This window comes from Buttiauxella sp. BIGb0471 (genome assembly GCF_024807715.1).
GTDB classification, from domain to species: domain Bacteria; phylum Pseudomonadota; class Gammaproteobacteria; order Enterobacterales; family Enterobacteriaceae; genus Buttiauxella; species Buttiauxella agrestis.
Genome location: NZ_JANUEU010000002.1, coordinates 384,117 through 410,920 on the forward strand (window position 1 = coordinate 384,117; position 26,804 = coordinate 410,920).

Genomic DNA, 26,804 nt, shown 5'->3' on the forward strand with positions numbered 1-26,804 from the left:
AATCGCATAAAGGACAAAGAGAAGAAAACGTTTGCGTTGATTCGGTGTTTTTTGTTGCAGGTCAATTCCATTCAGGGGCGTTATCGTTAATAATACTGCCCCGGTTTGCATACCGGGAATCCAGGAGAGTTCATGTACTACCCCTTCGTTCGTAAAGCCCTATTCAAGCTCGATCCAGAGCGCGCTCATGAAGTGACATTTCAGCAATTGCGTCGTGTAACAGGTACACCTCTCGAATGGCTGGTGCGGCAAAATGTGCCGTCAAAACCTGTGACGTGCATGGGACTGACGTTTAAGAACCCATTGGGTCTGGCCGCAGGTCTGGACAAAAACGGTGAGTGCATTGATGCGCTGGGTGCCATGGGCTTTGGCTCCATTGAAATTGGCACCGTCACGCCTCGCCCACAGCCTGGAAATGATAAGCCACGCATTTTTCGTCTGGTAGAAGCTGAAGGTTTAATTAACCGCATGGGGTTCAATAACCTCGGGGTTGATAACCTGGTTGAGAATGTCAAAAAATCTCATTTCGATGGGGTCTTGGGCATCAATATCGGCAAAAATAAAGACACTCCAGTTGAGCAAGGCAAAGACGATTATTTGATCTGCATGGATAAAATTTATCCCTATGCGGGTTATATCGCGATCAATATTTCTTCGCCAAATACCCCTGGATTACGTACGCTGCAATACGGCGAAGCCTTAGACGATCTTTTAATTGCGATTAAAAATAAGCAGCAGGAACTTCAGACATTGCACCATAAATATGTGCCGGTCGCCGTGAAGATCGCGCCGGATCTTTCTGAAGAAGAATTGATCCAGGTGGCTGATAGTTTAGTTCGCCATAATATTGATGGGGTAATTGCCACCAATACCACATTGGATCGTAGCCTGGTTCAGGGCATGAAATATTGCGATGAAATGGGTGGATTAAGTGGTCGCCCGGTTCAGTTAAAAAGTACCGAAATTATTCGCCGCCTGTCGCAAGAATTAAATGGTCGCTTGCCGATTATTGGCGTCGGTGGGATTGATTCAGTGATTGCCGCGCGTGAGAAGATGGCGGCTGGCGCTTCACTGGTTCAAATATATTCCGGCTTCATATTTAAAGGCCCACCGCTGATTAAAGAAATCATTTCAGGTCTGTAATCATTTTACTTTCCAGACAACCGGAGCTTTATTTCCTGCTCCGGTTGTTTTATATTCCATCACTGTTGCTAATTTGAACATATTGGTCTTTTATTAATGTGTTCATTTACGAAGCGGCGATAAGGATATTTTTAATCGCGGGAAGAAGAGAGAAGGTAATAATTATGCGGATTAAACCGGACGATAATTGGCGTTGGTATTATGACGAAGAGCACGATCGTATGATGCTCGATTTAGCCAATGGTATGCTTTTCCGTTCGCGTTTCCCACGTAAAATGCTTACTCCTGATGCCTTTGAAAATACTGGATTTTGTGTCGACGATGCCGCGCTTTTTTTCTCTTTTGAAGAAAAATGTCGCGACCTGGTTTTAAGTAAAGAACAACGCGCGGAACTGGTATTAAATGCGCTGGTGGCGATTCGTTACCTCAAGCCGCAAATGCCAAAAAGCTGGCACTTTATGTCTCACGGTGATTGCTGGCAGCCGATTCCTGGCGACGCCGCTTGTGTGTGGTTAAGCGATGATATGCAGCAAGTGAATCTGCTGGTGGTCGAAACAGGTGACAACGCGGCACTCTGCTTACTGGCGCAACCGGGTCTACAACTGGCTGGCCGCACGATGCAGTTGGGTGATGCAATAAAAGTGATGAATGACAGATTAAGGCCGCAACCGTTAAGCAACGACCTTAACCTCGATCAGGCGGTTTAATTTCCCGCTAATTCCACATCGCCCGCCGGTATACAGCTGCAGCACAGAATTGTTCCGTCGTCATTGATCGCGCTTTTCTTCAACGCTTTGACTTCTCCGCTAACCAACTTAATTCGGCAACTTCCACAAATTCCTGCCCGGCAAGAATAGGGTACACGGATGCCTTGTTGTTCTAGCTGTTCGAGCAAAATTTGCTGATTGTTACCGCGGAACTGTTGGCCCTGCCAGTCAATGGCGACCATGCTCTCTTGCTGCTCGAAAGGTTCGAGTAACTCTGCCACCGCCCCGGCGCCATAAATTTTGGCGGGCTTAGTCGCTAACACCTGAAGTTCATCCCCGACACGAATCACGCCGCTATTACGAGCAATGAGATTCTGGCCAAAATCAACATCGCCATTATCCAGCGCTGTACGGAATTTTTGCAACGTCGCCAGTGGTTCGCTACTCGGATGCTTACGCCCACGTTCCGGGCTGACGGTTGTCAAAATACAACGGCTGCAAGGCTTGGCGACATCAAACGTCACACCACCCATTCGCACCACTTGCCAGGTGTCTTCTTCCCAGGCTTGCGCACCTGTCACCACAATGTTCGGGCGAAACTGCGTCATTTTGACGCTTGCCGGGCAGCGGTTCTGTAAATCACGCAGTGACGCTTCGTTAGCCAGTAGGAAAGGGTAGCCGTCGGCAAAAGATAAAGGGACTTCTTGATGACGTTTTACGCGGCGCGTTAAGGATTCACCCAACCAGCGTAATTGAACCGGGCGAGAAAAAAAGCCGCTCAACCATTGGTTGATTTCATCAGGCGCGATTTGCGCGGTGAAGTGATTCCCCCAGACTTCGGTCGGTTCAGCCTGAGGCTGAAAATCCGCAAAACGCACGGTGGCGGAGCTGCCGTCTGGTGCGCTCAGGAACAAACCATCGTGAGTGATTGCTGGAGTAAACAGCACCATTTCCGGTGAAGTACGTGCGGTAATAAAAGTGCCGTCAGGTTCTGTCACCATAAAGATGCGATCAAAGGCCAAACCGCTTGGGGTTACCTGCGCATGAGAGAGGGCAAGACCGCGCATTGATTTCACCGGGTGAATAAAAAGTTGAGACAGGCTAATCATGGCGTCCTCCTTGCCCGTAAAAAAATAATAAGAAGCCAACTTTATGACATGCGTGGCGGATTGGCTATAATGCGCCACAATTTTCTTTTAACACCTGATAAGTGACGATATGAATTCTCTGTTTGCCAGTACGGCGCGTGGGCTTGAAGAGCTATTAAAAACTGAACTGGAGGGCCTTGGTGCGCAAGCATGCCAGGTGGTTCAGGGCGGCGTACATTACCAGGGGGACTCACGTCTGCTCTATCAAAGCCTGATGTGGAGCCGCCTTGCGTCCCGCATTTTGCTGCCTTTAAACGAATGCAGTGTTTATAGCGATCTGGATTTGTACCTCGGTGTACAGACCATCGACTGGCCTGCGCTGTTTGGCCCGGATGCGACCTTTGCAGTGCATTTCAGCGGTCTGAACGACGTTATCCGTAATAGCCAGTACGGTGCGCTAAAAGTGAAAGATGCGATTGTTGACTCCTTCACGCGCAAAAATCTGCCTCGTCCAAACGTCGAACGTGAACAACCAGACCTGCGTATTAACGTCTGGTTGAATAGAGACACCGCCAGCATTGCACTGGATTTAAGTGGCGAAGGCCTGCATCAACGCGGCTACCGCGATAGCACTGGCGCCGCGCCTATTAAAGAAACGCTGGCATCCGCTATTGTGATGCGTTCTGGCTGGCAGCCGGGTACTCCGTTGCTCGATCCGATGTGTGGTTCCGGCACGCTGCTAATTGAAGCGGCAATGATCGCCACCGATCGCGCTCCGGGTCTGCATCGCAAGCACTGGGGTTTCCTGGGCTGGGCGAATCACGATGTCGATTTGTGGAAAGAGATCACCACCGAAGCGCAGGTTCGTGCGCGTAAAGGTCTGGGTGAATACACTTCGCGTTTCTATGGTTCGGATAATGACTCTCGGGTTATCGAACGCGCGCGCGCCAATACCCGTCGTGCGGGTCTGGGCGATATTATCAGCTATGAAGTCAAAGACGTGGCTAAATTGACCAACCCGCTGCCAGAAGGTCCGGTTGGTACGGTTGTTAGTAACCCGCCGTACGGTGAGCGTCTGGATAGTGAGCCTGCGCTGATTGCGTTGCACAGTCTGCTTGGCCGCAATATGAAAAACCATTTTGGCGGCTGGAATTTATCACTGTTTAGCGCATCCCCAGATTTGCTAAGCTGCCTGCAACTGCGTGCCGAACGTCAGTTTAAAGCGAAGAACGGCCCACTGGATTGTGTGCAGAAAAACTATCAATTATCGGCTACCAGCACGGGTGCGCAATCAGGCCAGATTGCTGATGATTACGCAAACCGCCTGCGCAAAAATATCAAAAAACTCGACAAATGGGCGCGGCAGGAAGGCATCGAATGCTACCGAATTTACGATGCCGATTTGCCAGACTATAACGTTGCTGTTGACCGCTACGGCGAGTGGGTTGTGGTTCAAGAATATGCGCCGCCGAAAACCGTGGATGCCAACAAAGCGCGCCAGCGTCTGTTTGATGTGATTGCTGCAACAATGTCTGTACTGGAATTACCATCCAACCGACTGATCCTGAAAACCCGTGAACGTCAGAAAGGGAAAAGTCAGTATCAGAAAATGGATGAGAAGGGTGACTTCATGGAAGTGAGCGAATATAACGCTCGTCTGTGGGTCAATCTAACGGATTACCTTGATACCGGTTTGTTCCTCGACCACCGTATCGCGCGTCAAATGCTGGGCAAAATGAGCAAAGGGAAAGATTTCCTTAACCTGTTTGCTTATACCGGCAGCGCGACAGTTCACGCAGGGTTAGGTGGCGCTAAAACGACGACCACCGTCGATATGTCTCGTACTTACCTGGAGTGGGCTGAGCGTAACTTGCGTCTTAACGGTTTGAGTGGCCGTGCGCACCGCCTGGTGCAGGCTGATTGCCTGGGCTGGTTGCGTGAAACCGATGAACAGTTTGATCTGATTTTTATCGATCCGCCGACGTTCTCAAACTCAAAACGTATGGAAGAATCTTTTGATGTCCAGCGCGACCACATCGTGCTGATGAAAGACCTTAAGCGCCTGTTGCGTCAGGGCGGCACCATTATGTTCTCCAACAACAAACGTGGCTTCAAAATGGACTTTGACGGGTTAGCTAACCTGGGCCTGAGCGCTCAGGAAATCACGCAGAAAACCCTGTCGCAAGACTTTGCCCGTAATCGCCAAATTCATAACTGCTGGCTCGTTACTCACGTAGCCAAGGATTAATTGTCATGTCATTGATTAGTATGCACGGTGCCTGGTTGTCGTTTAGCGACGCACCGTTATTAGATAACACCGAACTTCATATCGAAGAAAACGAACGTGTCTGTTTAGTTGGCCGTAACGGCGCGGGTAAATCCACGCTGATGAAAATCCTGAATCGTGAAGTGCCGCTGGATGATGGGCGCATGGTTTACGAACAGGATTTAATCGTCGCGCGTTTGCAGCAAGATCCGCCACGTAATGTTGCTGGCACTGTTTATGACTTCGTTGCTGAAGGCGTTGAAGAACAAGCGGAACATCTGAAGGCTTATCACGATATTTCCCATAAAGTGATGACCGATCCGAGCGACAAAAACCTCAACGAGATGGCGCGTATCCAGGAGATTTTGGATCACCAGAACCTCTGGCAACTGGATAGCCGCATTAACGAAGTGCTCGAACAATTAGGTCTGGAAGCTGATACTGAACTGTCGGCACTTTCTGGCGGCTGGTTGCGCAAAGCGGCACTAGGCCGTGCGCTGGTGAGTTCTCCACGTGTTCTATTGCTTGATGAGCCAACCAACCACCTGGATATCGAAGCTATCGACTGGCTGGAAGGTTTCCTGAAAGAGTTCCAGGGCAGCATTATTTTCATCTCGCACGACCGTTCATTTATTCGCAATATGGCTACGCGTATCGTCGACCTTGATCGCGGCAAACTGGTTTCTTATCCTGGCGATTACGATCAGTATCTGCTGGCCAAAGAAGAAGCTCTACGAGTTGAAGATCTGCAAAACGCCGAGTTTGATCGCAAACTTGCTCAAGAAGAAGTGTGGATCCGTCAGGGCATTAAAGCACGCCGTACGCGTAACGAAGGCCGCGTGCGTGCCTTGAAAGCGATGCGTAACGAACGCAGTGCTCGTCGTGAAGTGTTGGGCAGCGCCAAAATGCAAGTTGGTGAAGCGGCGCGTTCCGGCAAGATCGTCTTTGAAATGGAAAACGTGTTTTACCAGATCGCTAACAAAAACCTGGTGTCGGATTTTTCAGCCCAGGTGCAGCGCAGCGACAAAATCGCGCTGGTGGGGCCAAACGGCTGTGGCAAAACCACATTACTGAAACTGATGTTAGATCAGCTGAAAGCGGATAGCGGGCGCGTGCATTGCGGTACCAAGCTTGAAGTGGCGTACTTTGACCAGCACCGTGCCGAGCTTGATCCTGATCGTACGGTAATGGACAACCTGGCGGAAGGTAAGCAAGAAGTGATGGTGAATGGTAAGCCACGCCATGTACTGGGCTACTTGCAGGACTTCCTTTTCCACCCGAAACGCGCCATGACTCCGGTTCGTGCGTTGTCTGGTGGTGAGCGTAACCGCCTTTTACTGGCGAAGTTATTCCTAAAACCAAGCAACTTGATGATTCTCGATGAACCGACGAATGACCTGGATGTCGAAACGCTCGAATTACTTGAAGAGTTGATTGATGGTTACCAGGGCACGGTCATGTTGGTGAGCCACGATCGTCAATTCGTTGATAACACAGTGACCGAATGCTGGATTTTTGAAGGTGAAGGTAAAATCGGTCGCTATGTGGGCGGTTATCATGATGCTAAAGGTCAGCAAGCTTCTGCTCAATCTTTACGCCACTCTGTGGCAGATAAAGCGCAAAACAACCAGCCTGCTAAGGCGGAAGTTGTTAAACGCGCAAGTAGCAAGCTAAGCTATAACCTGCAACGTGAATTAGAGCAATTACCGCAACGTCTTGAACAACTTGAGGCGGAGCTGGAAGCCCTACAAGCGAAGGTCGGGGATGCTGAGTTCTTTAACCAGCCACACGATGTGACGCAAAAAACATTGAGTGATATGTCCACCGCAGAAAAAGCACTGGAAGAGGCTTTTGAGCGCTGGGAATATCTGGAAGCTCTGAAAAACGGCGCGTAACCCAAGGAGACCCGATATGTGTGCCACGCATCATCATCGTTCACACATATTGTGTTCACAATGTGACTTACTGGTTGCACTACCGGTATTGGAGGACGGTCATAAGGCCGTCTGTCCACGTTGCGGTACAACACTTCTCACTCAGTGGTCCTCACCACGCCAACGTCCTACAGCTTATGCGCTAGCAGCTCTGTTTATGTTGCTGCTCGCCAACCTATTTCCCTTCATCAACATGAAAGTAGCAGGACTCAGCAGTGAAGTTTCGCTGCTTGAAATTCCAGGCGTCATGTTCAACGAAGACTACGCAAGCCTTGGCACTTTCTTTATGGTCTTTGTGCAGGCGGTGCCTACGTTCTGTTTAATTACGATTTTGTTATTGGTTAATCAGGTGGCATTACCACTGACGTTTAAAAAGCGTCTGGCACGAATCCTATTCCAGCTAAAGTCCTGGGGTATGGCTGAAATTTTTCTTGCGGGCGTTTTGGTCAGTTTCGTCAAATTAATGGCTTACGGCGACATTGGCGTCGGGAGCAGTTTTATTCCGTGGTGCTTGTTCTGTGTGTTGCAACTTCGGGCATTCCAGTGTGTGGACCGGCGTTGGCTTTGGGATGATATTGCGCCTGAACCGGCGATTTCGGTACCGCTTAAAGTCGGTGTATCAGGCCTTCGCCAGGGGTTGCGCTCTTGTTCATGCTGCACAGCCATCGTGCCAGAGGATCAGGAAATTTGTCCACGCTGCGAAACCAAAGGATATGTTCGTCGCCGTCATAGCTTGCAATGGACACTCGCTCTGCTGTTGACTTCAATTATGCTGTACCTACCCGCAAATATATTGCCCATCATGATAACCGAAGTGTTGGGCAGCAAAATCCCGTCGACGATTATTGCCGGGGTTATCTTATTGTGGAGCGAAGGCTCCTATCCGGTTGCTGGCGTTATTTTTATCGCCAGTATTTTGGTTCCGACACTGAAAATGTTAGCGATTGCCTGGTTGTGCTGGGATGCTAAAGGCCACGGTCAGCGTGACAGTGAAAGAATGCATTTGATCTACGAGGTGGTCGAATTTGTCGGGCGTTGGTCAATGATCGATGTGTTCGTTATAGCGGTATTATCGGCCCTGGTACGTATGGGAGGATTGATGAGTATCTACCCGGCGATCGGTGCCGTGATGTTTGCATTAGTAGTGATTTTGACAATGTTTGCAGCGATGACCTTTGACCCTCGCTTGTCCTGGGATCGCGCACCGGATTCAATTCATGAGGAGTCGTCTGAGCATGGAAAATAAAAGCGGGGAAGCAAAAGTCGCAAAGGTGAAAAATTGGTCCCCGGTATGGATTTTCCCTATCGTAACCGTGCTAATCGGCGCGTGGATCTTATTTTATCACTACAGCCATCAAGGCCCGGAAGTGACGCTGATTACCACCAATGCCGAAGGTATTGAAGGTGGGAAGACCATGATTAAAAGCCGAAGCGTTAATGTCGGTGTCGTGGAAAGCGCTGTCCTGTCCGATGATTTGCTGCATGTCGAAATTACGGCACGTTTAAATTCCGGTATGGAAAAACTTCTGCACAAAGACTCAGTGTTTTGGGTGGTGAAACCGCAGGTCGGTCGCGAAGGTATTTCTGGCCTGGGTACGTTACTCTCGGGTGCCTATATCGAACTGCAGCCGGGGACGAAAGGCTCAAAAGTGGAACGTTATGATTTGCTGGATGCTCCGCCGCTGGCACCGCCGGATGCAAAAGGCATTCGTATTACGCTCGATAGTAACAAAGCAGGTCAGCTCTCTCCTGGCGACCCGGTTCTGTTCCGGGGTTATCGCGTAGGTTCAGTTGAAACCAGCACTTTCGATGCTGCAAAACGTAGCATCAGCTATCAGCTGTTTATCAGCGCGCCAAACGATCGTCTGGTCACCAGTAATGTGCGTTTCTGGAAAGACAGCGGGATCGCCGTGGATATGTCTTCCCAGGGGATGCGCGTCGAAATGGGTTCTCTCACCACGCTGTTTAGCGGCGGTGTGAGTTTTGACGTGCCGGAAGGTTGGGATCTTGGCAAACCTGTGAAAGCGGGCAGCGAATTCAATCTGTTTGATGATCAGAAAAGTATTCAGGACTCCTTGTATACCGATCACATTGATTACCTGATGTTCTTTAAAGATTCCGTGCGTGGCCTGCAACCAGGTGCACCTGTTGAATTCCGTGGTATCCGCCTCGGGACAGTGGCGAAGGTGCCATTCTTCACCGAAGGCATGCGTCAGAAAATCAACGATGATTTCCGTATCCCGGTTCTGATCCGTCTTGAACCTGAACGTTTGCAGAATCTTGTTGGTGATGACGTCCATATTCAGGACAACATGACCTCGTTAATCAAACGTGGTTTGCGGGCTTCGATGAAAACCGGCAGCCTGGTGACTGGGGCACTGTTTATCGATCTTGATTTCAACCCTAAAGCTCCGCCTGTTACCGATTTGCCGACCTTTAACGGTTATCCAATTATCCCAACGATGAGCGGAGGCCTGGCGCAAATCCAACAGCGCTTGCTGGAAACTCTGGATAAGATTAATAACTTGCCATTGAATCCGATGATTGAGCAAACCACCAATTCGCTTGCCGAAAGTCAGCGAACCATGAAGCACTTGCAGCAGACCCTCGACAATCTGAACAAGATTACGTCGAACAAGTCGATGCAATCATTGCCTGAGGATATGCAGTCAACGCTCCGTGAGCTCAATCGCAGCATGCAAGGCTTCCAGCCAGGCTCTGCGGCTTATAACAAGATGGTGGCGGATATGCAGCGTCTTGACCAGGTTCTGCGTGAATTGCAGCCGGTGCTACGAACGCTGAACGATAAGAGTAATTCGCTTATCTTTGAAGCGAAGGATAAAAAAGATCCCCAGCCGAAGAGGGCAAAAGAATGAAAAGATGGCTCCCATTGATTGCTGCATTAGCCTTAACGGCCTGTAGCAGCAGCGACGAAGGAAAAACGTATTACCAGCTGCCTCAAAGCTCAACGCCTGCTGTGCAGGCTGTGAGCCAGCCTGGCACCCACTTGTTATGGGTGGAACAAGTGGCGGTTCCTGATTACCTCGCCGGAAACGGCGTGGTTTATCAAACCAGTGATGTTCAGTATGTCATCGCTACCAGCAACTTGTGGGCGAGTCCTTTAGATCAGCAACTGCGTAATACGCTGGTGAGCAATCTGAGCAGTTCATTACCCGGTTGGGTGGTGGCTTCACAACCGTTGGGCAGCCTTCAGGATACTCTGAATGTTAATGTGACGGGTTTCCACGGACGCTATGACGGCAAGGTGATTGTGAGCGGTGAATGGTTGCTCAATCATCAGGGGCAATTGATTAAACGCCCGTTCCATGTGGAACTTAAGCAGCAAGAAGATGGCTATGATGCGATGGTGAAAACCTTAGCGCAGGCGTGGCAGCAAGAGGCGCAAAGCATTGCCAGCCAGTTAACCCGTATTAATTAATCTTCTTAAGTAGCACAAAAAAGCTGCGTCTTTCCGCTGTAAAGCGGGGCGCAGCTTTTCTTTTGGCATTAACCTATTACCCGACCCATCTCACATTTTTATCTCAAATATCATCACGTGTAGCTCACATTTATGACATTGGCGTGAATTTTGCGCATTGACGATGGCTGTTTTTGGAGGTATTCGTTATATGTGCTTGCACATTTTGCAGGCACTGTTTTCTTTCCACCAGATTAAAGAAATGAGGGAAACGAGGCATGAAGAGACAAAAACGAGATCGCCTGGAACGGGCTCATCAACGTGGTTATCAAGCAGGTATCGTCGGACGTTCCAAAGAGATGTGTCCTTATCAGACACTGAATCAAAGGTCGTACTGGATGGGAGGCTGGCGAGAAGCCATGGAAGACAGGGCGGTTACCGCGTAATCACTGTCTCTTTAGAAAAAGAAACCTCCGCATGGCGGAGGTTTCGCGTTTCAGAGCTTTATACAATCAGGCTTAGAAAGCAGTAGTGTCTTTGAACAGACCTACTTTCAGATCGGTAGCGGTGTAAATTACACGGCCGTCAACCAATACTTCACCATCTGCCAGGCCCATAATCAGGCGGCGGTTAATAACGCGTTTGAAGTGAATACGGTAGCTGACTTTTTTCGCAGTTGGCAAGATCTGACCCGCGAGTTTAACTTCACCCACGCCCAGCGCACGGCCTTTGCCTTCGCCGCCTAACCAGCCCAGATAGAAGCCTACCAGCTGCCACATCGCATCCAGACCCAGGCAACCAGGCATTACCGGATCGCCGATAAAGTGGCAACCAAAGAACCACAGATCAGGATTGATATCCAATTCTGCTTCAACGTAACCTTTATCGAAGTTACCGCCGTCTTCAGTCATCTTGACTACGCGGTCCATCATCAGCATGGATGGCGCAGGCAAACGTGGGCCTTCAGCGCCAAACAGTTCGCCACGACCAGAGGCAAGAAGATCTTCTTTTGTATAGGATTCGCGTTTATCTACCATGTTTACAGTAAGCCTTTTTATAATGAAGCACGCATGTTAGCTAACACGTGTACGCTCAACAAGTCCGATCAGTTTTGATTGAACCAGTTAAGCCAACGTAATGGCCATGGATAACGGTGCCGAATATCTTGCGCAGATGCCTGAGCGATTCGCTCTTGCACCGCACGCAACAGCGTATTTTGCCCTTCGCCATCCCAGGGCAGGTTTGTTAATAAGGGTAGTGCATCCGTGACATCGTCGATGGCCCAAATCGTGAATTGGCCTTGTTCTACGGCATCCAGAACATCCTGGTGCAGACAAAGGTGACGTACATTAGAAACCGGGATAATCACGCCTTGTTTGCCGTTAAACTCACGTTGCTGGCAAATACGGAAGAAGCCTTCGATTTTCTCATTGAGGCCGCCCACTGGTTGCACACGACCAAACTGATCGACTGAACCTGTCACCGCGATATGCTGATAAATAGGCACATTAGCCAGCGCACTGATTAACGCGCACAGTTCGGCCATTGAAGCGCTATCACCGTCGACTTCGCTGTAAGACTGCTCGAAAGTCAGCGAGGCGGAGAAGGGGATTTGCTGATCAAGCTGCAATTCTGACATCAAAAATGCCTGCATGATCATCATGCCTTTCGCATGAATATTACCGCCCAACTCAGCTTTGCGCTCAACGTCAGTAAATTCACCATCACCCACATGCACAACACAGCTGATGCGCGAAGGTTCGCCGAATGCACGTGGATGACCAGGGAATTCAATGACCGACAAGGCGTTGATCTGGCCAACCATTTCACCTTCGGTTTCGATCAGGATCTGCTCAAGCAGGATTTCATCCTGCATGCGTTCAGCCAGATAACCTTCACGCCATTCGCGCTGCGCTAGCATTTGCGTCAGCTCTTCGGCACCAAAGCTTTCATTTTCAGTGAAGGCGGCAACTTCGCGTAGCTGGCGGCTAATCCATGACGGGCACAGCGGCAGAGTTTCCTGGTCGCCGGTATAACGCACGGCTTCACGGATGAGTGGCTGCCAGGCATCCGTTGCAGGAACTGGCAGGGATTTTGATTGCGCAACGGCATAAATCCACTGGCACCACAACGCCATATCATCGGCAGAGGCGATCTGCAGATTCTCTTCAAACTCGCTGTAAATGGCCGAAGTCGCCAGTTCAGGTTCCATGTCCTGGAAATCAGCCAACGATTCACGTTCACCCACCAGCACCAGTTTCAGGCTTAATGGCAGTGATGGAATGTTAACAGGCAATGGACGCGTTTCATCCTGGGATATCCAGTCGAAACGGCCTTGAATGACCATTTGTTTAAGGCGCAACCACAGTAGCGGTTGCGCTAAAACACTGCGCAATGACAGCACCAGAATGCCACCATTTGCGCGGTGAACCAGACCCGGTGTCAGCGTGATTTCACCCGCGAACTGACGCACGCAACCGAAAAGTTGTTCCGCTTCAATCCAGTCAGCGGCAACGACTTCAGACTGGCCTGCAAAATTGTCTTCAGCTGTTTCGGCAGGGCGTAGCGTGATGCGCGAACCTTCAATCAGGTAATGTCCGCCTGTCAGAGCGTTATCCTGCGACCAGCATTCACGTGCTGCTGCGGCAATGAGATTAAGGTACTCGGCTTCTTCAGCGGCTTTTACCAGCATCAGATCGGCCGAGGCTACCGGTTGGCTTAGCTGCACAAGTCCATAAGACAGACGAGGTTGTACAGCGGAGAAAGGGGCAGTTTCGGAATCATAAGGCTGTGCAAAGATTTCCTGATAGCTTTCGGTATCAGGTACAAGAGCACGCCATTCAAGTCGATTAGTCGTCAAAGTCGCTATTTATTAATTAGATGTCAAAGGCGCGATTATACAAGAATAGCCAGGGCAGCACACGGTTTATGCGGAGCGGCAAGTTTACTTAGCTCACAGCTTTCATTTTTCAGGTAAGCGAAAATAGAAAAAACTGTTATTCTGAAGTGAGTTACACGGTCACACTGAGACAACAATGAAATATCAACAGTTGGAAAATCTCGAGAGCGGCTGGAAGTGGAAGTATCTGGTTAAAAAACACCGCGAAGGCGAGCTAATCACACGTTATATCGAGGCGAGTGCAGCGAAAGAAGCTGTTGATGAGTTGTTACGCTTAGAGAATGAACCGGTGCGTGTGTTGAGCTGGATAGAGCAGCATATGAATCCAGAACTTCACAACCGCATGAAACAAACTATCCGTGCGCGTCGTAAACGGCACTTTAATGCCGAGCATCAGCATACGCGTAAAAAATCCATCGACCTGGAATATCTGGTCTGGCAGCGTTTAGCTGGCCTTGCTCATCGGCGTGGATGCACACTGTCGGAAACGATTGTACAGTTGATTGAAGATGCGGAGCGTAAAGAACAATACGCCAATCAGATGTCATCTCTCAAACAAGACCTGCAGGCATTGCTGGGTAAAGAATAAGAGCAGTTGTTGTGACGCTGTGCTTCTCTATTCCTGGTTACTTAGAATTCAGAAACAAAAAACCCCGCCGAAGCGGGGTTTTTTTATAACGGTAACTTATGCCGCAGGCTGAGTTACAACGTCTTTGATACCTTTAACTTCGATCTCAACGCGACGATCTGGAGCCAGGCAATCAATCAGTTTAGCTTTAGGAGCTACGTTATCACAGGTGTTGCCAGTAACTGGGTTAGATTCGCCCATACCGCGTGGGGAGATCTTGTTAGCTGGGATACCTTTAGAGATCAGGTAATCAACAACAGACTGTGCACGTTTGTCAGACAGTTTCTGGTTGTATTCATCAGAACCGATACGGTCTGTGAAGCCCAGAACAACTACTGAACCATCTTTCGGATCAAGGTTGCTCAGCTGAGTATACAGCTGATCCAGAGCTTGCTGACCTTCTGGCTTCAGAGTTGCTTTGTTGAAGTTGAACAGAACGTCAGACTTCAGGGTGAAGTGCTTGGTCTGTACTTCTGGAGCTGGAGCTGGAGCTGGAGCTACAACTGGAGCTGCATCGTACTGACCGAAACGGTAAGAAACACCCAGGCTCAGCATGCCGTTGTCTGGACGAGTACCAACTGTTTGTGCGTCACCGATGTTGCTAACCCACTGGTAATCCAGACGAGTTGCGATATCACGGGTGATTGCGTATTCAACACCAACTGCTGCCAGTGGGGAAACGCCAGTGTCGTGGTCGCTAACGCGGCGGACATCACCAGTAGTAACGTTACGATAGTTACCTTGGGAGTCTGCACGCCATACCATACCACCCAGACGAGTGTAGATATCCAGTTCGTCAGTGATTGGGTAGCTCAGTTTAGCAGCCAGTTGAACGCCTTGCGCTTTGAAAGCACCGTTATTCACGCTGCCGGTGTAAGCCATACGGCCCAACCAGTCATAACCCATTTCAAGACCAACGTACGGGTTAACCTGGTAACCACCGAACGCACCAGCACCCAGTTGGCTGTTGTGAGTTGAACCATTGTTGTTCTCATAGCCGTTTCCGTAGAAACCGGTGTCATGGAACTGGGACCAACCCAACTTACCACCTGCATACCAGGTATTATCTTTCGGTGCGGCCTGCGCTACGGTAGCGAAGCCAGCCAGTGCCACTGCAATCGCGATAGCTGTCTTTTTCATTTTTTGCGCCTCATTATCATCCAAAAAGGCCATGAGCTTTAAAATCGCTCTAAAGCCCAGGGTTAAATCCTTCGCCCGAGTTTATGCTCACTTGTTACTCTACCGATCAATCGGTGTTATGGAAGAGCAACCCTGGCGAGCTAAAGTCTACAACGTAGTTGAAAACTTACAAGTGTGATGTCCGTCAGGCATATGAAAAAAAACGACTTGTGTACACATTTTCTAACAAGTTTGCGCAGAATTTATACTCAAAGATTTCTGGAGAATGCCGCTACAAGCGGCTTGAGACGCGGTTCCACTATGAATCACAAAGATTTGTCAGGAGCTGAAGAAAAGTTCCAGGATTTCTCTTAAATTTACTTAATGATACAAACTAGAATGAATTTTTAGGCCAGTTCGTGGTCGACACCCTGTTTTGGAGGTGTGCATCGGACGCATTATGAAGCCGATCGCATTACCCATTTCTGCTGCTGATGATAGCTGCAAATGTTCTTCATCTGTTAATTCTTTAGGCAACCAACCGATGACCACGCTGTAATTTCCAGTCTGCAATGCTTTTACCATAGCATCTACGGTGAAAAGTGGATCTAACTGGCTCACCTGCATGACTTTTGTAAGTGGAAGACCTGCCGATTTAACCCATTGACGACTCAATTTTTGCTGTGGCGTTAGCCAAAGCTGCCAACGTGACTGTTGACCCAGTTGCTGGAGCAGGGGCAACAGAACCAGTTGCGTAACCCATGGCTGATCTTCGCTATAGATCACTTCACTTATCAACCCTTTAGTATTGTTACCTGCTGATGACTGAGTCAAAGAAGAAAGAGGGGCAACGTGAGTTAGAACGTTATGTGATTGCATAGTTAATCCCGCCTGATGGGTTACTGTATGAATATACAGTAATACCTGTCAGGCCAAAGATCAATCTAAATTTCGGAAAGCATATCGCAATTTCTTCACGTAAATCTGCAGAATGCGAAAATGTGATTGCCGTCTGTCATCAGGTTACCTATTTTCGTGTTACTGGAAACAGTAACAAGCCGTAATGATGTGTTATAGCATGATATTTAAGGATATATTCATGAAGAAGCGATCTTATACAAGGATTCATCAATCGAAAGAATGCTTATCCCCGCTAGGGGATATCAGCCATCGTTCATTATTTGGAGGCTATAGTCTGACGGTCGATAATGTCGTGTTTGCTATGGTTTCTGAAGGGGAACTTTACTTAAGAGCTTGTGAGCAGTCAGAGGTTTATTTTGTTAAGAGGGCGGCAGCGCCATTGCTCTATAACAAACGTGGGCGGACGATTGAACTTAATTACTTCCGAGTTGATGAAGGGTTGTGGAACGATCAAGAAACGCTTTTAAAGCTCTCATCGGATGCATTGTTTAGCGCCCGCCGTGAAAAATCCCGCCATAAGTCTCATCAACGACTCAAGGATCTCCCGAATTTAACCCACAGTCTGGAGATGATGCTGTGGGAAGCCGGTATTGCGGATGTCAGAACGCTACATGCTTACGGTGCAAAGCGGTCATGGATAAAGTTGAGGGGCGTGAATAAGGGGCTGGGAGTTAGAGTACTACTGGCGCTGGCGGGGGCGATTTGCGGTATTCATGAAGCAGCACTCCCGGCGACGACGCGCCAGGAGTTAGTTGAGTGGGGGCAGCTATACGAACAACGGCATGCGGGTTAATCGTACTGCTGTGTGACAAGCTGCTGGAGGCGCGAGATTTCTGGTAAAAGTGCAACCAACAGGCCAATTTGCTGAAGGACTAACGGCTCTTTGGTCTCTGGTTGCGGCTCCAGTGAAGTTATCCGCTCGGACAACCCTTGCAAGGCTTTTTGAACGCGTTCTTCATCGGCAGGCAGATGATGCAGTGCATCATCGACGTAACAGACGGCGTCATCAAGAAGCAACAAAATATCTTCATTGGTCAGCATCTCGCGGTGCGCGCCCAACGCCGAAATATAACTGTTAAATGTATGATTGAGGCACAATAAGCGAAATGCCGTTTCTCGCGCTTCCGGTGTGACTCTGGGCTCTGAGGACATGTTCGATACCACAGATGCCAGCTCCGCATCCTTGTTGTGTGCATCCCGGCGCGCAATACGATACTCCAGCCGGTTATCACGGCCTTGATGATATTGCTCGAGAATGGCATCCAGATAGCGGCAATTGGCATTGAATGCCCGTTCTACCACTAATGGCAGCCGACGGAATCGCCAGTCAGGCCAGATGAAACTCACCGCCGCCCATGCGATCCCACATCCCAAAAGGGTATCGAAAATTCGCGGCATTGCGACTTCAAAACCTTCTCCCAACAAGTTGAAACACAGCAATACCAGCAACGTGATGAACATAGTGGCGTGAGCGTATTGCACGTTGCGGAAGGCAAAAAACAGCACGCCGGTGATAACAATTAAAATCAGTTGCCCTTCGAGTGACGGCACAAAATAGAGAACCGGTAAACCGACTGCCACGCCGACTAACGTGCCAATTATACGAAGCGCTAAGCGGCGACGAGTGGCACTGTAGTTGGGCTGGCAAACAAACAGGCTGGTCAGAAGTATCCAGTAGCCATGTTTTAGCCCGGTAAACTGGATAAACGCGTAGCCGACGCACAGCACCACAGACATGCGTACCGCATGGCGGAATAAAGCAGACTCCGGTGTCAGATTGCGCTTCAGCCGTTGCCACATATCACCAAAGCCGGTCAAACGGTCATCAAGCAGGCGGTTTTCGATATTATTTTCCGGTGCTGCCAGCGCCTGCTCAGACTCAATCGTCGCCAGTTGAGCGTCAATTGCGCGCAAGTTACTCACCAGATAACCCAGTGCTTTTAATTCGTTCGCCAGTGCCGGGTCAGTTTTCAGCCTTTCAATCGCAGCGTCCAGATGTGTAAATGCACGCTCAAAGCGTGGATCGTGTTGATATTTCAGCCGCAGTAAAACAGAGCGCGAGAGCTGTAAACAGGCTTGAGATTGCAGGGACAGCAAGCGTTGAAAGCGAAACATAATATCGCTGTAGCGGAATTTGTCGCGCAGTGCCTGGTATTGAATATGTGATGAGCTTGCGCGTTCGTGAATATCCTGGGCGACAAAATAGTAGTGCAGCGTTCGGCGTGTGCCGCGCTGCCCACGATCGCCACGCAAACGCGTCAATAATGAACCTTTGGTCTGATTTAACGTTGTCACCAACTGGCTGTTAGCCATGGCAAGCTCAAGCATTGGAGCCTGGCTTTCTTCTTCGATATCGGGGTCAAAAAGCGTAGCTTTAACTTCAAGATAACGAGCGAGGCTTTCATAACAACGCGCCAGGTTATCTTGCAGCGGGCGGATGGGGAAAATCAGATGGCCTGCCAGAGTCAGCAAGTTGTACCAGATTGCACCTGCCAGCAGCAGAATCGGTTGTTGATACCAGTGGTCATATAAAGAAATACCCAACATGGTATAGATGGCAATGAGCAGCGCGCCAAAGGCGATGGTGGCATAACGCTGGCCTAAACCGCCCAGCAGAATAAATCCGCTGGTGGAAATCATCAATCCAATGCCAAACAGCAGCGGCCACGGATACAGCAACTCCACAGACGCCGAAGCAATAAAGAAACTCACCAGGGTTATCAGAAGGTTTCGCAAGCGCCCGGCCAGCCGGTCATCTAAATCGGCAAGGGCTGCAGCAACCACACCCAGGGTCAGCGGAATAGTGAGCTTAACTTCACCTAACCACCAGGGCAGGGCAGCAGTGCCAGTGAGCGCAATAAAGATGCGCAAGTTATACAGCCAGGCACTGTTCCAGGTATAACGACGCAGAATTGGACTAAGCATTAATACTCACTAAATTTGTCAAATTTACTGGAAACGACGGCGGGCGTTAGCTTCACGCGCAGCCTGTGCGACTTCGACAGAAACGACACGGCGGCCCACAGGCCAAAGCGCGATAACAGCGATTTTGAAATTAGCGATTCCCACAGGAATACCGATAATGGTGATGCACTGGGCGATACCGGTGGCGATATGAAGCACGCAGAGCCACCAGCCGAAAAATATCAGCCAGATGATATTCAGCAATGTACCACCGGTATTCATAATTGCGCTTTTACCCTGAGGGTTAAGTTCATCAACATGAATGGCTTCGTTACCGTACGGTACGAAAGAGAGTTTAGTAATCTCCCAGCAGGATCGTGTCAGCGGCAACGTGAAAATAAAAATGATACTGACCAGAGTGGCCAGCAACCAGGATAGGGTGGTCAGAAAACCGCCGAGTACAAAGTTCAATACATTAAGGACTGTACGCATAATCACTCTTACTGTAACTGGTATAGTTGGACAAATTAATAACCACAACAATTGTAACGCGTTTTTACTCTGGAGCGTCATTCCTTCGCCGGGTAAACTTAACCACAATCACCATTCTGGATCAGGCAAAGCGTAATGGAATTAAAAGCGACCTCTCTTGGCAAACATTTAGCACAGCACCCATACAATCGTGTGAAATTACTGGCTGCGGGTGTAGAGGTGAAAGGTGAACGTCACGAATACCTTATTCCATTCAATCAGTTAATTGCTATCAATTGCAAGCGCGGTCTGGTCTGGGGCGAGCTGGAATTTGTGCTGCCGGATGACAAAGTGGTGCGTTTGCATGGTACAGAATGGAATGAAACCCAGCGCTTTTATCATCATCTTGATCAGTTATGGCAGAGCTGGAGTGTCGAGATGAGTGAAGTTGCGGCGCAGGTGCTTCAACAGCAGTATGCCGAGATTACGCGCCGCATCCAGCAGGAAAAATGGTTCAAACGCAGCGATATGCAGGCATTGCAGCAAAATGTACGCGTCGCTTTTTCTGCATTGCCACTCCCGCAGGCAAGGCTGGAGGATTTCGATAATTGCCGCGAATTATGGATGCATTGCAAAGCCTGGCTTGAACAAGGTGAGACTCGTCGCCATCAGCGTAATACCGCGTATACCAATCATATGCTTGAAAAGCATGCTGATTTTTTCCAGAAAATCGAAAGCTCACCGCTCAATCATTCTCAGGCACGCGCCGTAGTCAACGGCGAAGACTCACTTTTGGTGTTAGCGGGAGCCGGGAGTGGCAAAACTTCGGTGCTGGTGGCTCGTGCGGGTTGGTTACTGCAACGTGGCGAGGCCAGCGAAGATCAAATCTTGTTATTGGCTTTTGGTCGCAAAGCCGCTCAGGAGATGGACGAGCGTATCGCTGAACGCCTTCATACCGACGCGATTTCAGCCCGTACCTTCCATGCTCTGGCGTTGCATATAATCCAGCAGGGCAGCAAAAAAGTGCCGCGCGTCAGCGATCTCGAATCCGATACCAACGCGCGCCACCAATTACTGATTGAATGCTGGCAGCAGCAATGCCGTGAGAAAAAAGCACAGGCGAAAGGCTGGCGTGAATGGTTGCGAGACGAGTTGCAATGGGACGTGCCGGAAGGCGAATACTGGAAAGACGAGCGCCTGGCGAAACGTCTGGCGAGCCGTTTAGACCGTTGGCTTGGCCTAATGCGAATGCACGGTGGTTCGCAGGCTGACATGATTGCTTCTGCGCCGGAAGACATTCGAGATCTCTTCGCTAAACGCGTCAAGCTGATGGCCCCGTTATTAAAAACCTGGAAGACGGCACTGAAAGCCGAAGAGGCCGTCGATTTCTCAGGGCTGATTCATCAGGCCATTAATGTGCTGGAAAAAGGGCGATTTATCAGTCCGTGGAAGCATATTTTAGTTGATGAATTTCAGGATATTTCGCCTCAACGCGCAGCATTGCTGGCGGCGCTGAGAAAACAAAACTCGCATACTTCGCTGTACGCGGTGGGCGATGACTGGCAGGCAATTTATCGTTTCAGCGGTGCAGAAATGTCGCTGACAACCGCATTCGCTCAAAACTTTGGCGATGCAGATCAATGTGCGCTGGATACGACGTACCGCTTCAATGATCGCATCGGCGAGATTGCTAATCGTTTTGTGCAGCAGAATCCGCATCAACTTGCTAAGCCGCTGAACAGCCTGTCAAAAGGTGATAAAAAAGCCGTCACGTTATTGGCAGACGACCAGCTTGAAGCTCTGCTCGATAAAATGAGCGGATATGTGAAACCGCAAGAACGCATTCTGGTGCTGGCGCGTTACCATCATCTACGCCCAGCTATCCTCGAAAAAGCCGCAACGCGTTGGCCTAAACTTGCCGTCGATTTTATGACGATTCATGCCAGCAAAGGGCAGCAAGCAGACTATGTTGTGGTTCTGGGATTGCAGCAGGGGAAAGATGGTTTCCCGGCCGTGGCACGCGAATCTGTCATGGAAGAGGCGTTGTTGCCGCAACCTGAAGACTATCCTGATGCGGAAGAGCGGCGGTTGTTGTACGTGGCGATGACGCGGGCCCGTCATCGTGTCTGGCTGTTATTCAACAAACAGGAACCGTCCAGTTTTGTCGATATTCTCAAACAGCTTGGCGTGCCCGCAGCCAATCGACCGTAATTATTTCAGTCGTTCTGCCAGATAGCGTGGGTAATCCGGGATTAAAATTTCAACTGACTGGTCAAAGCCTGGCGATTGAATAATAAAATCAGCGGTCGATAAATTGGTCGCAACCGGGATGTTCCACACTGTCGCCAGGCGCAGTAACGCTTTAACATCCGGGTCATGTGGAACGGCGTTAAGCGGATCCCAGAAGAAAATCAGCACATCAATTTTCCCTTCAGAGATCAGTGCCCCAACTTGCTGATCGCCGCCCATCGGGCCGCTAAGCATGGCGTTGACATCCAGGCCGCTGCCGCGCTGAATCAGATTTCCCGTGGTGCCGGTGGCGTACAACACATGATTGGTGAGAGTGGCTTTATGGCGCTCAACCCATTTCAGCAGCGCGTCTTTGCAGTGATCGTGCGCAACCAGCGCAATATGTTTTTGTTCCGCCAGCGTGCGGGTCGTTAATTCCATTGCTTAATCCTGATTGATTTATATTGCCTACAGCTTACTGGAAGCGATTGATGCTGCAAGAGAAGGGTGTCAAAAATGCAGGATTGGCAAAGCAATTATTGCGTTGGGTTATCTTTTACCCATTGTAAGAAACGCTCACGAGTCGGTTTGTCGGCTTGCAAAAACCAATATCGAAGGCGTTGCTCCGTTAATGTTTCTGACTGCCGGGGAGGGGTATCAAGCTCGGATGATTTCGAGAGCAACTCGCTATCATCCGCCATCATTGTAGCGAAACCTTTTATCGACGCCGTTTTTCCCGCCTTGTTGTAAAACTGAGTATCTCGCTCGTAATCAATTCCCTGAGATGTGGCTTTGACCGGCAAAATATCAATTTTCAAGGGGATCACGGCGGCATCACCATCCAATAATTGCAGATGCGGAGCGTGGTCGAACTCATCACTTTCTTTATCATTCTCTAAACGGGGCAGATTAAAATTAACCTGGCTTACTTCTTTGGTATCGAAGCTCACCACCAACGGTGGGGAAATATAAAGACGCTGTTCACGCGTGCTGGTACGAATATTTTTTTCTACCCGAAACACCAGCTGGTGTGGGCCATTATCCAGCTCAAGACTATCCGCGCCTCGCAGTAAAGAACTGGAAACTTTTTTCCCATCAAGCACCAGCAAATCGATATCCGTAGACAGACGTAACGTTGTTGACCACGCTTCAGGCGGTAAAATAAGCAAACAACATATCGCTATGAAGAACCAGGTTCTCATCAATGACTCCTGCCTCAAGTAAATTGGGCTATCCGTAGCTGAATGTATCAAAATTTTTCACATCCCCCGCTCATTAACATATAGACATATTTCCAGGATTTGCTCTACTACGTCTGTATGGGAAAGATGGTGAGACAGGAATGGATGGCATACACTTTTGATTACTGAGTCCCAGCGGAGAGTGTGATGAAACAGGCAGATATCGAAACTATTCTAAAAAGCACCCGAACAATTGCGCTGGTGGGAGCCAGTGATAAGCCCGACAGACCAAGCTATCGAGTGATGGCGTATTTGCTCGACCAGGGTTATGAAGTGATTCCTGTGTCGCCGAAAGTGGCGGGTAAAACGCTTTTAGGCCAGCAGGGCTATGGCACGCTGGCTGAAATTCCTAAAAAAATCGATATGGTGGATGTGTTCCGCAATTCTGAAGCTGCGTGGGAAGTGGCGAGAGAAGCGATTGCCATTGGCGCAAAAACGTTGTGGATGCAATTGGGCGTCATCAATGAACAAGCCGCCGTACTGGCGCAAGATGCAGGGCTGAACGTGGTCATGGATAAATGCCCGGCGATAGAAATTCCGAGATTGGGTCTGGCTAAATAATTCAACAATAAAAAACCCCGCAGCGCGGGGTTTTTGCTAATTACGTAGGCGAGGTGCCTGAAGTTGCTGCCGTATCGAAGCCGCCAATTCATCCATCGACGGTTGTTCGGGATGCTCGTCTTGTGACTCCCCACTTAACTGGGCTTCAGCAAGATAGGTATGCACCGCCTGGCCATCATCATCTTCCATCACTACATGATACCAGGGGGCACTACGGAGGACATCGTTGTCGGCCAGATCATCTTCCGCAGGTTCATCCAGAGAATATTCCGGGTCGATATCGACCACCACCCCCAGATAACCCAGCAAAGAATGTCGTACTTGCTGGCCAATGCCGAATTTGCTGGCAATCATAGTCACCTCCTGAGAAACATTACCTGCCTTTAATGTGCGGGCAACATTCCATTTTTCAAGTTACATGACGCGACAGGCAAACCCTTTCAAATACAGCCCTTCCGGGTAGGTCGCGATCACTGGGTGATCGGCGGCCTGGCGGAACTGCTCTATAAATTGTACATCACGCCCGGCATCAACGGCGGCATCAGCAATGATTTTCTGGAATAAATCTGTCGTCATCAGTCCAGAACAAGAGAAAGTCATCAGAATGCCACCCGGATTCAACAGCTGAATTGCCAGCATATTGATATCTTTGTAGCCGCGGCAAGCGCCCATCAATTGGCTCTTGTTTTCGACAAACTTCGGTGGGTCCATCACGATGACGTCGAACTTCTCACCCTGGTCGCGATACTTGCGCAGCAGTTTAAATACATCATCACGCAAGAACTCAGCTTTGCTCAAATCGAGTTTGTTCAGCTCAACGTTTTGCTTCGCAACATCCAGCGCATCCTGAGAGGTGTCCACGCTGACAACCTGGCTACATCCGCCCATCAAAGCAGAAACCGCAAAACCACCTGTATAAGAGAAGCAGTTCAGCACACGCTTATCTTTCACATACTGGCGAGTGGCAAAACGGCTGTCACGCTGGTCAAGGTAATAGCCGGTTTTGTGGCCGCCTTTGATATCGACCAGTAACTTCATGCCGTGCTCTTCGATTGGCAGCAAATCCGGCGGCAGTTCACCGCTGACCGGGCCTTGCGTTAATTCCATGCCTTCTTTCTTACGCACCGCTACGTCAGAACGGTCGTAAATCGCGCATTCTGGGTAGAGGTTTTGTAATGCGGCAACTAGCGCCGGGCGTTGATATTCCGCACCGGCTGAAAGCAATTGCAGCACTAAAAAATTGCCGAAACGATCGATAGTGACGCCAGGCATTCCATCGGACTCGCCTGCAATCAGACGATAGCTGTCCAGCCCGTCACGCGCGGCGAGCCATTCGCGCCAAAGTTGCGCCTGCTTTAAACGACGAATGAAGAATTCAATATCAATGCTTTCGTTGGCATCAAATGTCCAGACGCGAGCACGAATTTGCGACGATGGGGAATAAGCGGCGCGGGCTAACCATTTGCCCTGGCTATCGACGACATCAATCGTTTCACCAAGGTTGGCTTTGCCTTCCATGCGTGCAACGGCACCAGAAAACACCCACGGATGACGGCGCAATAACGATTTTTCGCGCCCTTTGGTTAACACTAAACGTACACTCATAATTTGCTATGCTTTCTTGCTAATAATTGGGCGTCATTTTCCGGCTTACACCGGCTAAATGCAACGCAAGAACCCGAAACGGAGGAAGTTATGGCCACAGTATGCACACTTGCCTGGGTCCACGGCCTGGTTCAGGGAGTCGGTTTTCGTTACAGCACCCAGCGCGAGGGGTTAAAACTGGGGTTAACCGGTTATGCCCGCAATATGGATGACGGTAGCGTTGAGGTATTGGCCTGCGGTGAAGCGCAACAGGTTGAGGCGCTCATCGCATGGCTAAAAGCTGGGGGGCCGCGCAGTGCCAGGGTGGATAAAGTGCTGACAGAACCACACCAACCCGACCGCCAATGGACAGACTTTAGTATTCGCTACTAAATGCATTTCACCGGTTTTGGCAGGCCAGCAATTTTTGTTGCCTGCTTAGCCGGCCCTTTTGGAAACAATCGATACAGATAACGGCTATTGCCTTTTTCTTCTCCGAATTTGTTTGCCATGGCTTTAACCAGCATCCGAATCGCCGGGGAAGTATTAAATTCCAGGTAAAACTCACGCACGAATCTCACCACTTCCCAGTGTTCTACGGCAAGGGTAATGCCTTCGTTAGCGGCTATCGCTTCTGCCAGCGGTTCGCTCCACTCCTGGCTATTTTTAAGATAACCATCGGCATCGGTTTCTATCTCACGGCCTTCAAACATCAACATAATTATTCTTTGCTCCAGACAAACTGGGCGCAGTGTAGCAAATTTACCGGGCCAGAAAAAACAAAGCCCCGCAGATGCGAGGCTTTGGTGTGAGATGCTTTATGAGATTAATCGCGGCTTGCGAAGCCCAGAATGCTCAACAGGCTGATGAAGATATTGTACAGAGAAACGTACAGGCTCACCGTTGCGCGAATGTAGTTGGTTTCGCCACCACGGATGATATTGCTGGTTTCAAACAAAATCGCACCGGATGAAATCAGAATAAACACCGCGCTGATTGCCAGATGCAGAGCAGGCAATTGCAGGAAGATGTTTGCCACCATACCGATAAGCACCACCACCACGCCTGCCATCAGCATACCGCCGAGGAAGGACATGTCTTTTTTGGTGGTCAGCACATAAGCAGAGCAACTGAAGAACACTAGTGCGGTGCCGCCCAGCGCCATGCCAATGACATCGCCCATGCCAGCGGAAATATAGGCGTTCAGCATTGGCCCAAGGATATACCCCAGGAAGCCAGTAAAGGCGAATGCAGCCAGAATACCGGTCGGCTTATCTGCCAGACGGTAGGTTAAAAACATCAGGCCATACATGCCGACAAGCGTCAGAATCAAACCTGGAGATGGCAGCATCAGCACGGTGCTGGCGGTTGCGGTAATCGCAGAAAACGCCAGCGTCAGGCTGAGCAGGAAATAGGTATTACGCAGTACCTTGTGGGTACTCAGCAGTGACGAACGGTCACGCGAGGAAGTAATTATGCGATCCATTCAGAAACTCTCTCTTATAGCAGTGGTTATAGTGACTGAGAGTAATGGCCTCCTTTATTGCAATAAAGTCCTTTTACCCATCTTTACCTTGCCGGGCATTATTTCACAGACCAGACCTCCGTCATAAAACTCACTTATATGTGACTGAAATTTATTGCTTTATCTATTTCGGCTGCTAAGAGTGTTAACCGTACCGTCGTTAATA

26 protein-coding genes are annotated in these 26,804 nt (G+C 49.6%); 13 read left to right on the forward strand and 13 right to left on the reverse strand.

Translation table 11 applies throughout. The features are described 5' to 3' along the window. Nucleotides 1-132: 132 nt before the first annotated feature. Together pyrD and zapC are read left to right on the forward strand one after the other, a co-directional pair. On the forward strand, nt 133-1,143 hold the full coding sequence (gene pyrD / locus M2371_RS08285; RefSeq protein ID WP_259267440.1) for a quinone-dependent dihydroorotate dehydrogenase: 1,011 nt from the start codon (nt 133-135) through the stop codon (nt 1,141-1,143). A 164-nt stretch (nt 1,144-1,307) separates the two neighbouring features. Beyond that, nucleotides 1,308-1,850 (forward strand): cell division protein ZapC, encoded by a 543-nt coding sequence (gene zapC / locus M2371_RS08290; RefSeq protein ID WP_034494349.1) that lies wholly within the window; start codon nt 1,308-1,310, stop codon nt 1,848-1,850. Here the strand turns inward: zapC and M2371_RS08295 are convergent. Then, nucleotides 1,847-2,959, reverse strand: a complete 1,113-nt coding sequence (locus M2371_RS08295; protein WP_259267441.1) for a YcbX family protein — start codon at nt 2,957-2,959, stop codon at nt 1,847-1,849. The genes zapC and M2371_RS08295 overlap by 4 nt on opposite strands. A 109-nt stretch (nt 2,960-3,068) precedes the next feature. Between M2371_RS08295 and rlmKL the strand changes: the two genes are divergently transcribed. From rlmKL to rmf, 6 genes are all read left to right on the forward strand, one after another. Then, nucleotides 3,069-5,186: a bifunctional 23S rRNA (guanine(2069)-N(7))-methyltransferase RlmK/23S rRNA (guanine(2445)-N(2))-methyltransferase RlmL gene (gene rlmKL, locus M2371_RS08300; RefSeq protein ID WP_115629763.1), complete on the forward strand. Its 2,118-nt coding sequence runs from the start codon at nt 3,069-3,071 to the stop codon at nt 5,184-5,186. 5 nt (nt 5,187-5,191) lie between these two features. Further along, nucleotides 5,192-7,099 carry an ABC transporter ATP-binding protein gene (locus M2371_RS08305; RefSeq protein ID WP_172894983.1) on the forward strand — a complete coding sequence of 636 codons (1,908 nt, stop codon included), beginning with the start codon at nt 5,192-5,194 and terminating at the stop codon, nt 7,097-7,099. 16 nt (nt 7,100-7,115) lie between these two features. Beyond that, complete coding sequence (gene pqiA / locus M2371_RS08310) at nt 7,116-8,384, forward strand: membrane integrity-associated transporter subunit PqiA (protein ID WP_259267442.1); 1,269 nt, start codon at nt 7,116-7,118, stop codon at nt 8,382-8,384. Beyond that, a complete protein-coding gene (pqiB, locus tag M2371_RS08315; RefSeq protein ID WP_172894979.1) occupies nt 8,374-10,014 on the forward strand; it encodes an intermembrane transport protein PqiB in 1,641 nt (546 codons plus the stop codon). The genes pqiA and pqiB overlap by 11 nt, the downstream gene beginning before the upstream one ends. Continuing rightward, nucleotides 10,011-10,577: a membrane integrity-associated transporter subunit PqiC gene (gene pqiC, locus M2371_RS08320; protein ID WP_172894978.1), complete on the forward strand. Its 567-nt coding sequence runs from the start codon at nt 10,011-10,013 to the stop codon at nt 10,575-10,577. Before pqiB ends, pqiC begins: the two co-directional genes overlap by 4 nt. A 257-nt stretch (nt 10,578-10,834) precedes the next feature. Continuing rightward, nucleotides 10,835-11,002, forward strand: coding sequence for a ribosome modulation factor (gene rmf / locus M2371_RS08325; protein WP_034456319.1), 168 nt, complete (start codon nt 10,835-10,837; stop codon nt 11,000-11,002). Nucleotides 11,003-11,074: 72 nt separating this feature from the next. On the opposite strand, the gene fabA is transcribed toward rmf, so the two are convergent. Continuing rightward, a complete protein-coding gene (gene fabA / locus M2371_RS08330) occupies nt 11,075-11,593 on the reverse strand; it encodes a bifunctional 3-hydroxydecanoyl-ACP dehydratase/trans-2-decenoyl-ACP isomerase (RefSeq protein WP_034494356.1) in 519 nt (172 codons plus the stop codon). 68 nt (nt 11,594-11,661) lie between these two features. Then, complete coding sequence (locus tag M2371_RS08335; protein ID WP_259267443.1) at nt 11,662-13,416, reverse strand: Lon protease family protein; 1,755 nt, start codon at nt 13,414-13,416, stop codon at nt 11,662-11,664. Nucleotides 13,417-13,591: 175 nt separating this feature from the next. Here M2371_RS08335 and matP point away from each other — a divergent pair, with 175 nt between their 5' ends. Continuing rightward, entirely contained in the window at nt 13,592-14,044 is a 453-nt protein-coding gene (gene matP / locus M2371_RS08340; RefSeq protein ID WP_034494358.1) for a macrodomain Ter protein MatP, read from the forward strand. Nucleotides 14,045-14,140: 96 nt separating this feature from the next. Here matP and ompA read toward each other — a convergent pair whose 3' ends face one another. Both ompA and sulA read right to left on the reverse strand, forming a co-directional pair. Then, nucleotides 14,141-15,223, reverse strand: a complete 1,083-nt coding sequence (gene ompA / locus M2371_RS08345; protein WP_172894974.1) for a porin OmpA — start codon at nt 15,221-15,223, stop codon at nt 14,141-14,143. 360 nt (nt 15,224-15,583) lie between these two features. Beyond that, the gene (gene sulA / locus M2371_RS08350) at nt 15,584-16,081 is read right to left on the reverse strand and encodes an SOS-induced cell division inhibitor SulA (RefSeq protein WP_034494359.1); all 498 of its coding nucleotides are present in this window, start codon (nt 16,079-16,081) and stop codon (nt 15,584-15,586) included. Nucleotides 16,082-16,301: 220 nt separating this feature from the next. Here sulA and M2371_RS08355 point away from each other — a divergent pair, with 220 nt between their 5' ends. Continuing rightward, on the forward strand, nt 16,302-16,916 hold the full coding sequence (locus M2371_RS08355; RefSeq protein WP_172894973.1) for a TfoX/Sxy family DNA transformation protein: 615 nt from the start codon (nt 16,302-16,304) through the stop codon (nt 16,914-16,916). Here M2371_RS08355 and yccS read toward each other — a convergent pair. Then, nucleotides 16,913-19,048, reverse strand: coding sequence for a YccS family putative transporter (gene yccS / locus M2371_RS08360; protein WP_259267444.1), 2,136 nt, complete (start codon nt 19,046-19,048; stop codon nt 16,913-16,915). The two genes, M2371_RS08355 and yccS, sit on opposite strands and share 4 nt — an antisense overlap. 24 nt (nt 19,049-19,072) lie before the next feature. Beyond that, entirely contained in the window at nt 19,073-19,519 is a 447-nt protein-coding gene (locus M2371_RS08365) for a YccF domain-containing protein (protein WP_172894969.1), read from the reverse strand. Between the two features lie 135 nt (nt 19,520-19,654). Here M2371_RS08365 and helD point away from each other — a divergent pair, with 135 nt between their 5' ends. Next, the gene (gene helD / locus M2371_RS08370; protein WP_259267445.1) at nt 19,655-21,709 is read left to right on the forward strand and encodes a DNA helicase IV; all 2,055 of its coding nucleotides are present in this window, start codon (nt 19,655-19,657) and stop codon (nt 21,707-21,709) included. Here the strand turns inward: helD and mgsA are convergent, their stop codons facing one another. Continuing rightward, nucleotides 21,710-22,168, reverse strand: a complete 459-nt coding sequence (gene mgsA / locus M2371_RS08375) for a methylglyoxal synthase (RefSeq protein WP_259267446.1) — start codon at nt 22,166-22,168, stop codon at nt 21,710-21,712. It abuts the gene before it with no gap. 95 nt (nt 22,169-22,263) lie between these two features. Beyond that, a complete protein-coding gene (locus M2371_RS08380; RefSeq protein WP_259267447.1) occupies nt 22,264-22,929 on the reverse strand; it encodes a curli synthesis inhibitor in 666 nt (221 codons plus the stop codon). A gap of 186 nt (nt 22,930-23,115) precedes the next feature. Here M2371_RS08380 and M2371_RS08385 point away from each other — a divergent pair, with 186 nt between their 5' ends. Then, a complete protein-coding gene (locus M2371_RS08385) occupies nt 23,116-23,529 on the forward strand; it encodes a CoA-binding protein (protein WP_034494366.1) in 414 nt (137 codons plus the stop codon). Between the two features lie 36 nt (nt 23,530-23,565). Here the strand turns inward: M2371_RS08385 and hspQ are convergent, their stop codons facing one another. Beyond that, entirely contained in the window at nt 23,566-23,883 is a 318-nt protein-coding gene (gene hspQ, locus M2371_RS08390; RefSeq protein WP_034494367.1) for a heat shock protein HspQ, read from the reverse strand. 60 nt (nt 23,884-23,943) lie between these two features. Beyond that, the gene (gene rlmI / locus M2371_RS08395; protein WP_115629735.1) at nt 23,944-25,134 is read right to left on the reverse strand and encodes a 23S rRNA (cytosine(1962)-C(5))-methyltransferase RlmI; all 1,191 of its coding nucleotides are present in this window, start codon (nt 25,132-25,134) and stop codon (nt 23,944-23,946) included. 90 nt (nt 25,135-25,224) lie between these two features. On the opposite strand from rlmI, the gene yccX reads away from it, so the two are divergent. Further along, nucleotides 25,225-25,506, forward strand: a complete 282-nt coding sequence (yccX, locus tag M2371_RS08400; RefSeq protein ID WP_034494369.1) for an acylphosphatase — start codon at nt 25,225-25,227, stop codon at nt 25,504-25,506. Here yccX and tusE read toward each other — a convergent pair. Beyond that, entirely contained in the window at nt 25,503-25,832 is a 330-nt protein-coding gene (gene tusE, locus M2371_RS08405; protein ID WP_064517637.1) for a sulfurtransferase TusE, read from the reverse strand. The genes yccX and tusE overlap by 4 nt on opposite strands. A gap of 107 nt (nt 25,833-25,939) precedes the next feature. Then, nucleotides 25,940-26,599, reverse strand: coding sequence for an FtsH protease modulator YccA (yccA, locus tag M2371_RS08410; protein WP_172894962.1), 660 nt, complete (start codon nt 26,597-26,599; stop codon nt 25,940-25,942). Nucleotides 26,600-26,804 lie beyond the last annotated feature (205 nt).

Excerpts from the sequence above, each read along its gene's own strand:
- pyrD (WP_259267440.1), top strand. The coding sequence starts at position 133 with ATGTACTACCCCTTCGTTCGTAAAGCCCTATTCAAGCTCGATCCAGAG.
- zapC (WP_034494349.1), top strand. The coding sequence starts at position 1,308 with ATGCGGATTAAACCGGACGATAATTGGCGTTGGTATTATGACGAAGAG.
- M2371_RS08295 (WP_259267441.1), bottom strand. The coding sequence starts at position 2,959 with ATGATTAGCCTGTCTCAACTTTTTATTCACCCGGTGAAATCAATGCGC.
- rlmKL (WP_115629763.1), top strand. The coding sequence starts at position 3,069 with ATGAATTCTCTGTTTGCCAGTACGGCGCGTGGGCTTGAAGAGCTATTA.
- M2371_RS08305 (WP_172894983.1), top strand. The coding sequence starts at position 5,192 with ATGTCATTGATTAGTATGCACGGTGCCTGGTTGTCGTTTAGCGACGCA.
- pqiA (WP_259267442.1), top strand. The coding sequence starts at position 7,116 with ATGTGTGCCACGCATCATCATCGTTCACACATATTGTGTTCACAATGT.
- pqiB (WP_172894979.1), top strand. The coding sequence starts at position 8,374 with ATGGAAAATAAAAGCGGGGAAGCAAAAGTCGCAAAGGTGAAAAATTGG.
- pqiC (WP_172894978.1), top strand. The coding sequence starts at position 10,011 with ATGAAAAGATGGCTCCCATTGATTGCTGCATTAGCCTTAACGGCCTGT.
- rmf (WP_034456319.1), top strand. The coding sequence starts at position 10,835 with ATGAAGAGACAAAAACGAGATCGCCTGGAACGGGCTCATCAACGTGGT.
- fabA (WP_034494356.1), bottom strand. The coding sequence starts at position 11,593 with ATGGTAGATAAACGCGAATCCTATACAAAAGAAGATCTTCTTGCCTCT.
- matP (WP_034494358.1), top strand. The coding sequence starts at position 13,592 with ATGAAATATCAACAGTTGGAAAATCTCGAGAGCGGCTGGAAGTGGAAG.
- ompA (WP_172894974.1), bottom strand. The coding sequence starts at position 15,223 with ATGAAAAAGACAGCTATCGCGATTGCAGTGGCACTGGCTGGCTTCGCT.
- sulA (WP_034494359.1), bottom strand. The coding sequence starts at position 16,081 with ATGCAATCACATAACGTTCTAACTCACGTTGCCCCTCTTTCTTCTTTG.
- M2371_RS08355 (WP_172894973.1), top strand. The coding sequence starts at position 16,302 with ATGAAGAAGCGATCTTATACAAGGATTCATCAATCGAAAGAATGCTTA.
- yccS (WP_259267444.1), bottom strand. The coding sequence starts at position 19,048 with ATGCTTAGTCCAATTCTGCGTCGTTATACCTGGAACAGTGCCTGGCTG.
- M2371_RS08365 (WP_172894969.1), bottom strand. The coding sequence starts at position 19,519 with ATGCGTACAGTCCTTAATGTATTGAACTTTGTACTCGGCGGTTTTCTG.
- helD (WP_259267445.1), top strand. The coding sequence starts at position 19,655 with ATGGAATTAAAAGCGACCTCTCTTGGCAAACATTTAGCACAGCACCCA.
- mgsA (WP_259267446.1), bottom strand. The coding sequence starts at position 22,168 with ATGGAATTAACGACCCGCACGCTGGCGGAACAAAAACATATTGCGCTG.
- M2371_RS08380 (WP_259267447.1), bottom strand. The coding sequence starts at position 22,929 with ATGAGAACCTGGTTCTTCATAGCGATATGTTGTTTGCTTATTTTACCG.
- M2371_RS08385 (WP_034494366.1), top strand. The coding sequence starts at position 23,116 with ATGAAACAGGCAGATATCGAAACTATTCTAAAAAGCACCCGAACAATT.
- hspQ (WP_034494367.1), bottom strand. The coding sequence starts at position 23,883 with ATGATTGCCAGCAAATTCGGCATTGGCCAGCAAGTACGACATTCTTTG.
- rlmI (WP_115629735.1), bottom strand. The coding sequence starts at position 25,134 with ATGAGTGTACGTTTAGTGTTAACCAAAGGGCGCGAAAAATCGTTATTG.
- yccX (WP_034494369.1), top strand. The coding sequence starts at position 25,225 with ATGGCCACAGTATGCACACTTGCCTGGGTCCACGGCCTGGTTCAGGGA.
- tusE (WP_064517637.1), bottom strand. The coding sequence starts at position 25,832 with ATGTTGATGTTTGAAGGCCGTGAGATAGAAACCGATGCCGATGGTTAT.
- yccA (WP_172894962.1), bottom strand. The coding sequence starts at position 26,599 with ATGGATCGCATAATTACTTCCTCGCGTGACCGTTCGTCACTGCTGAGT.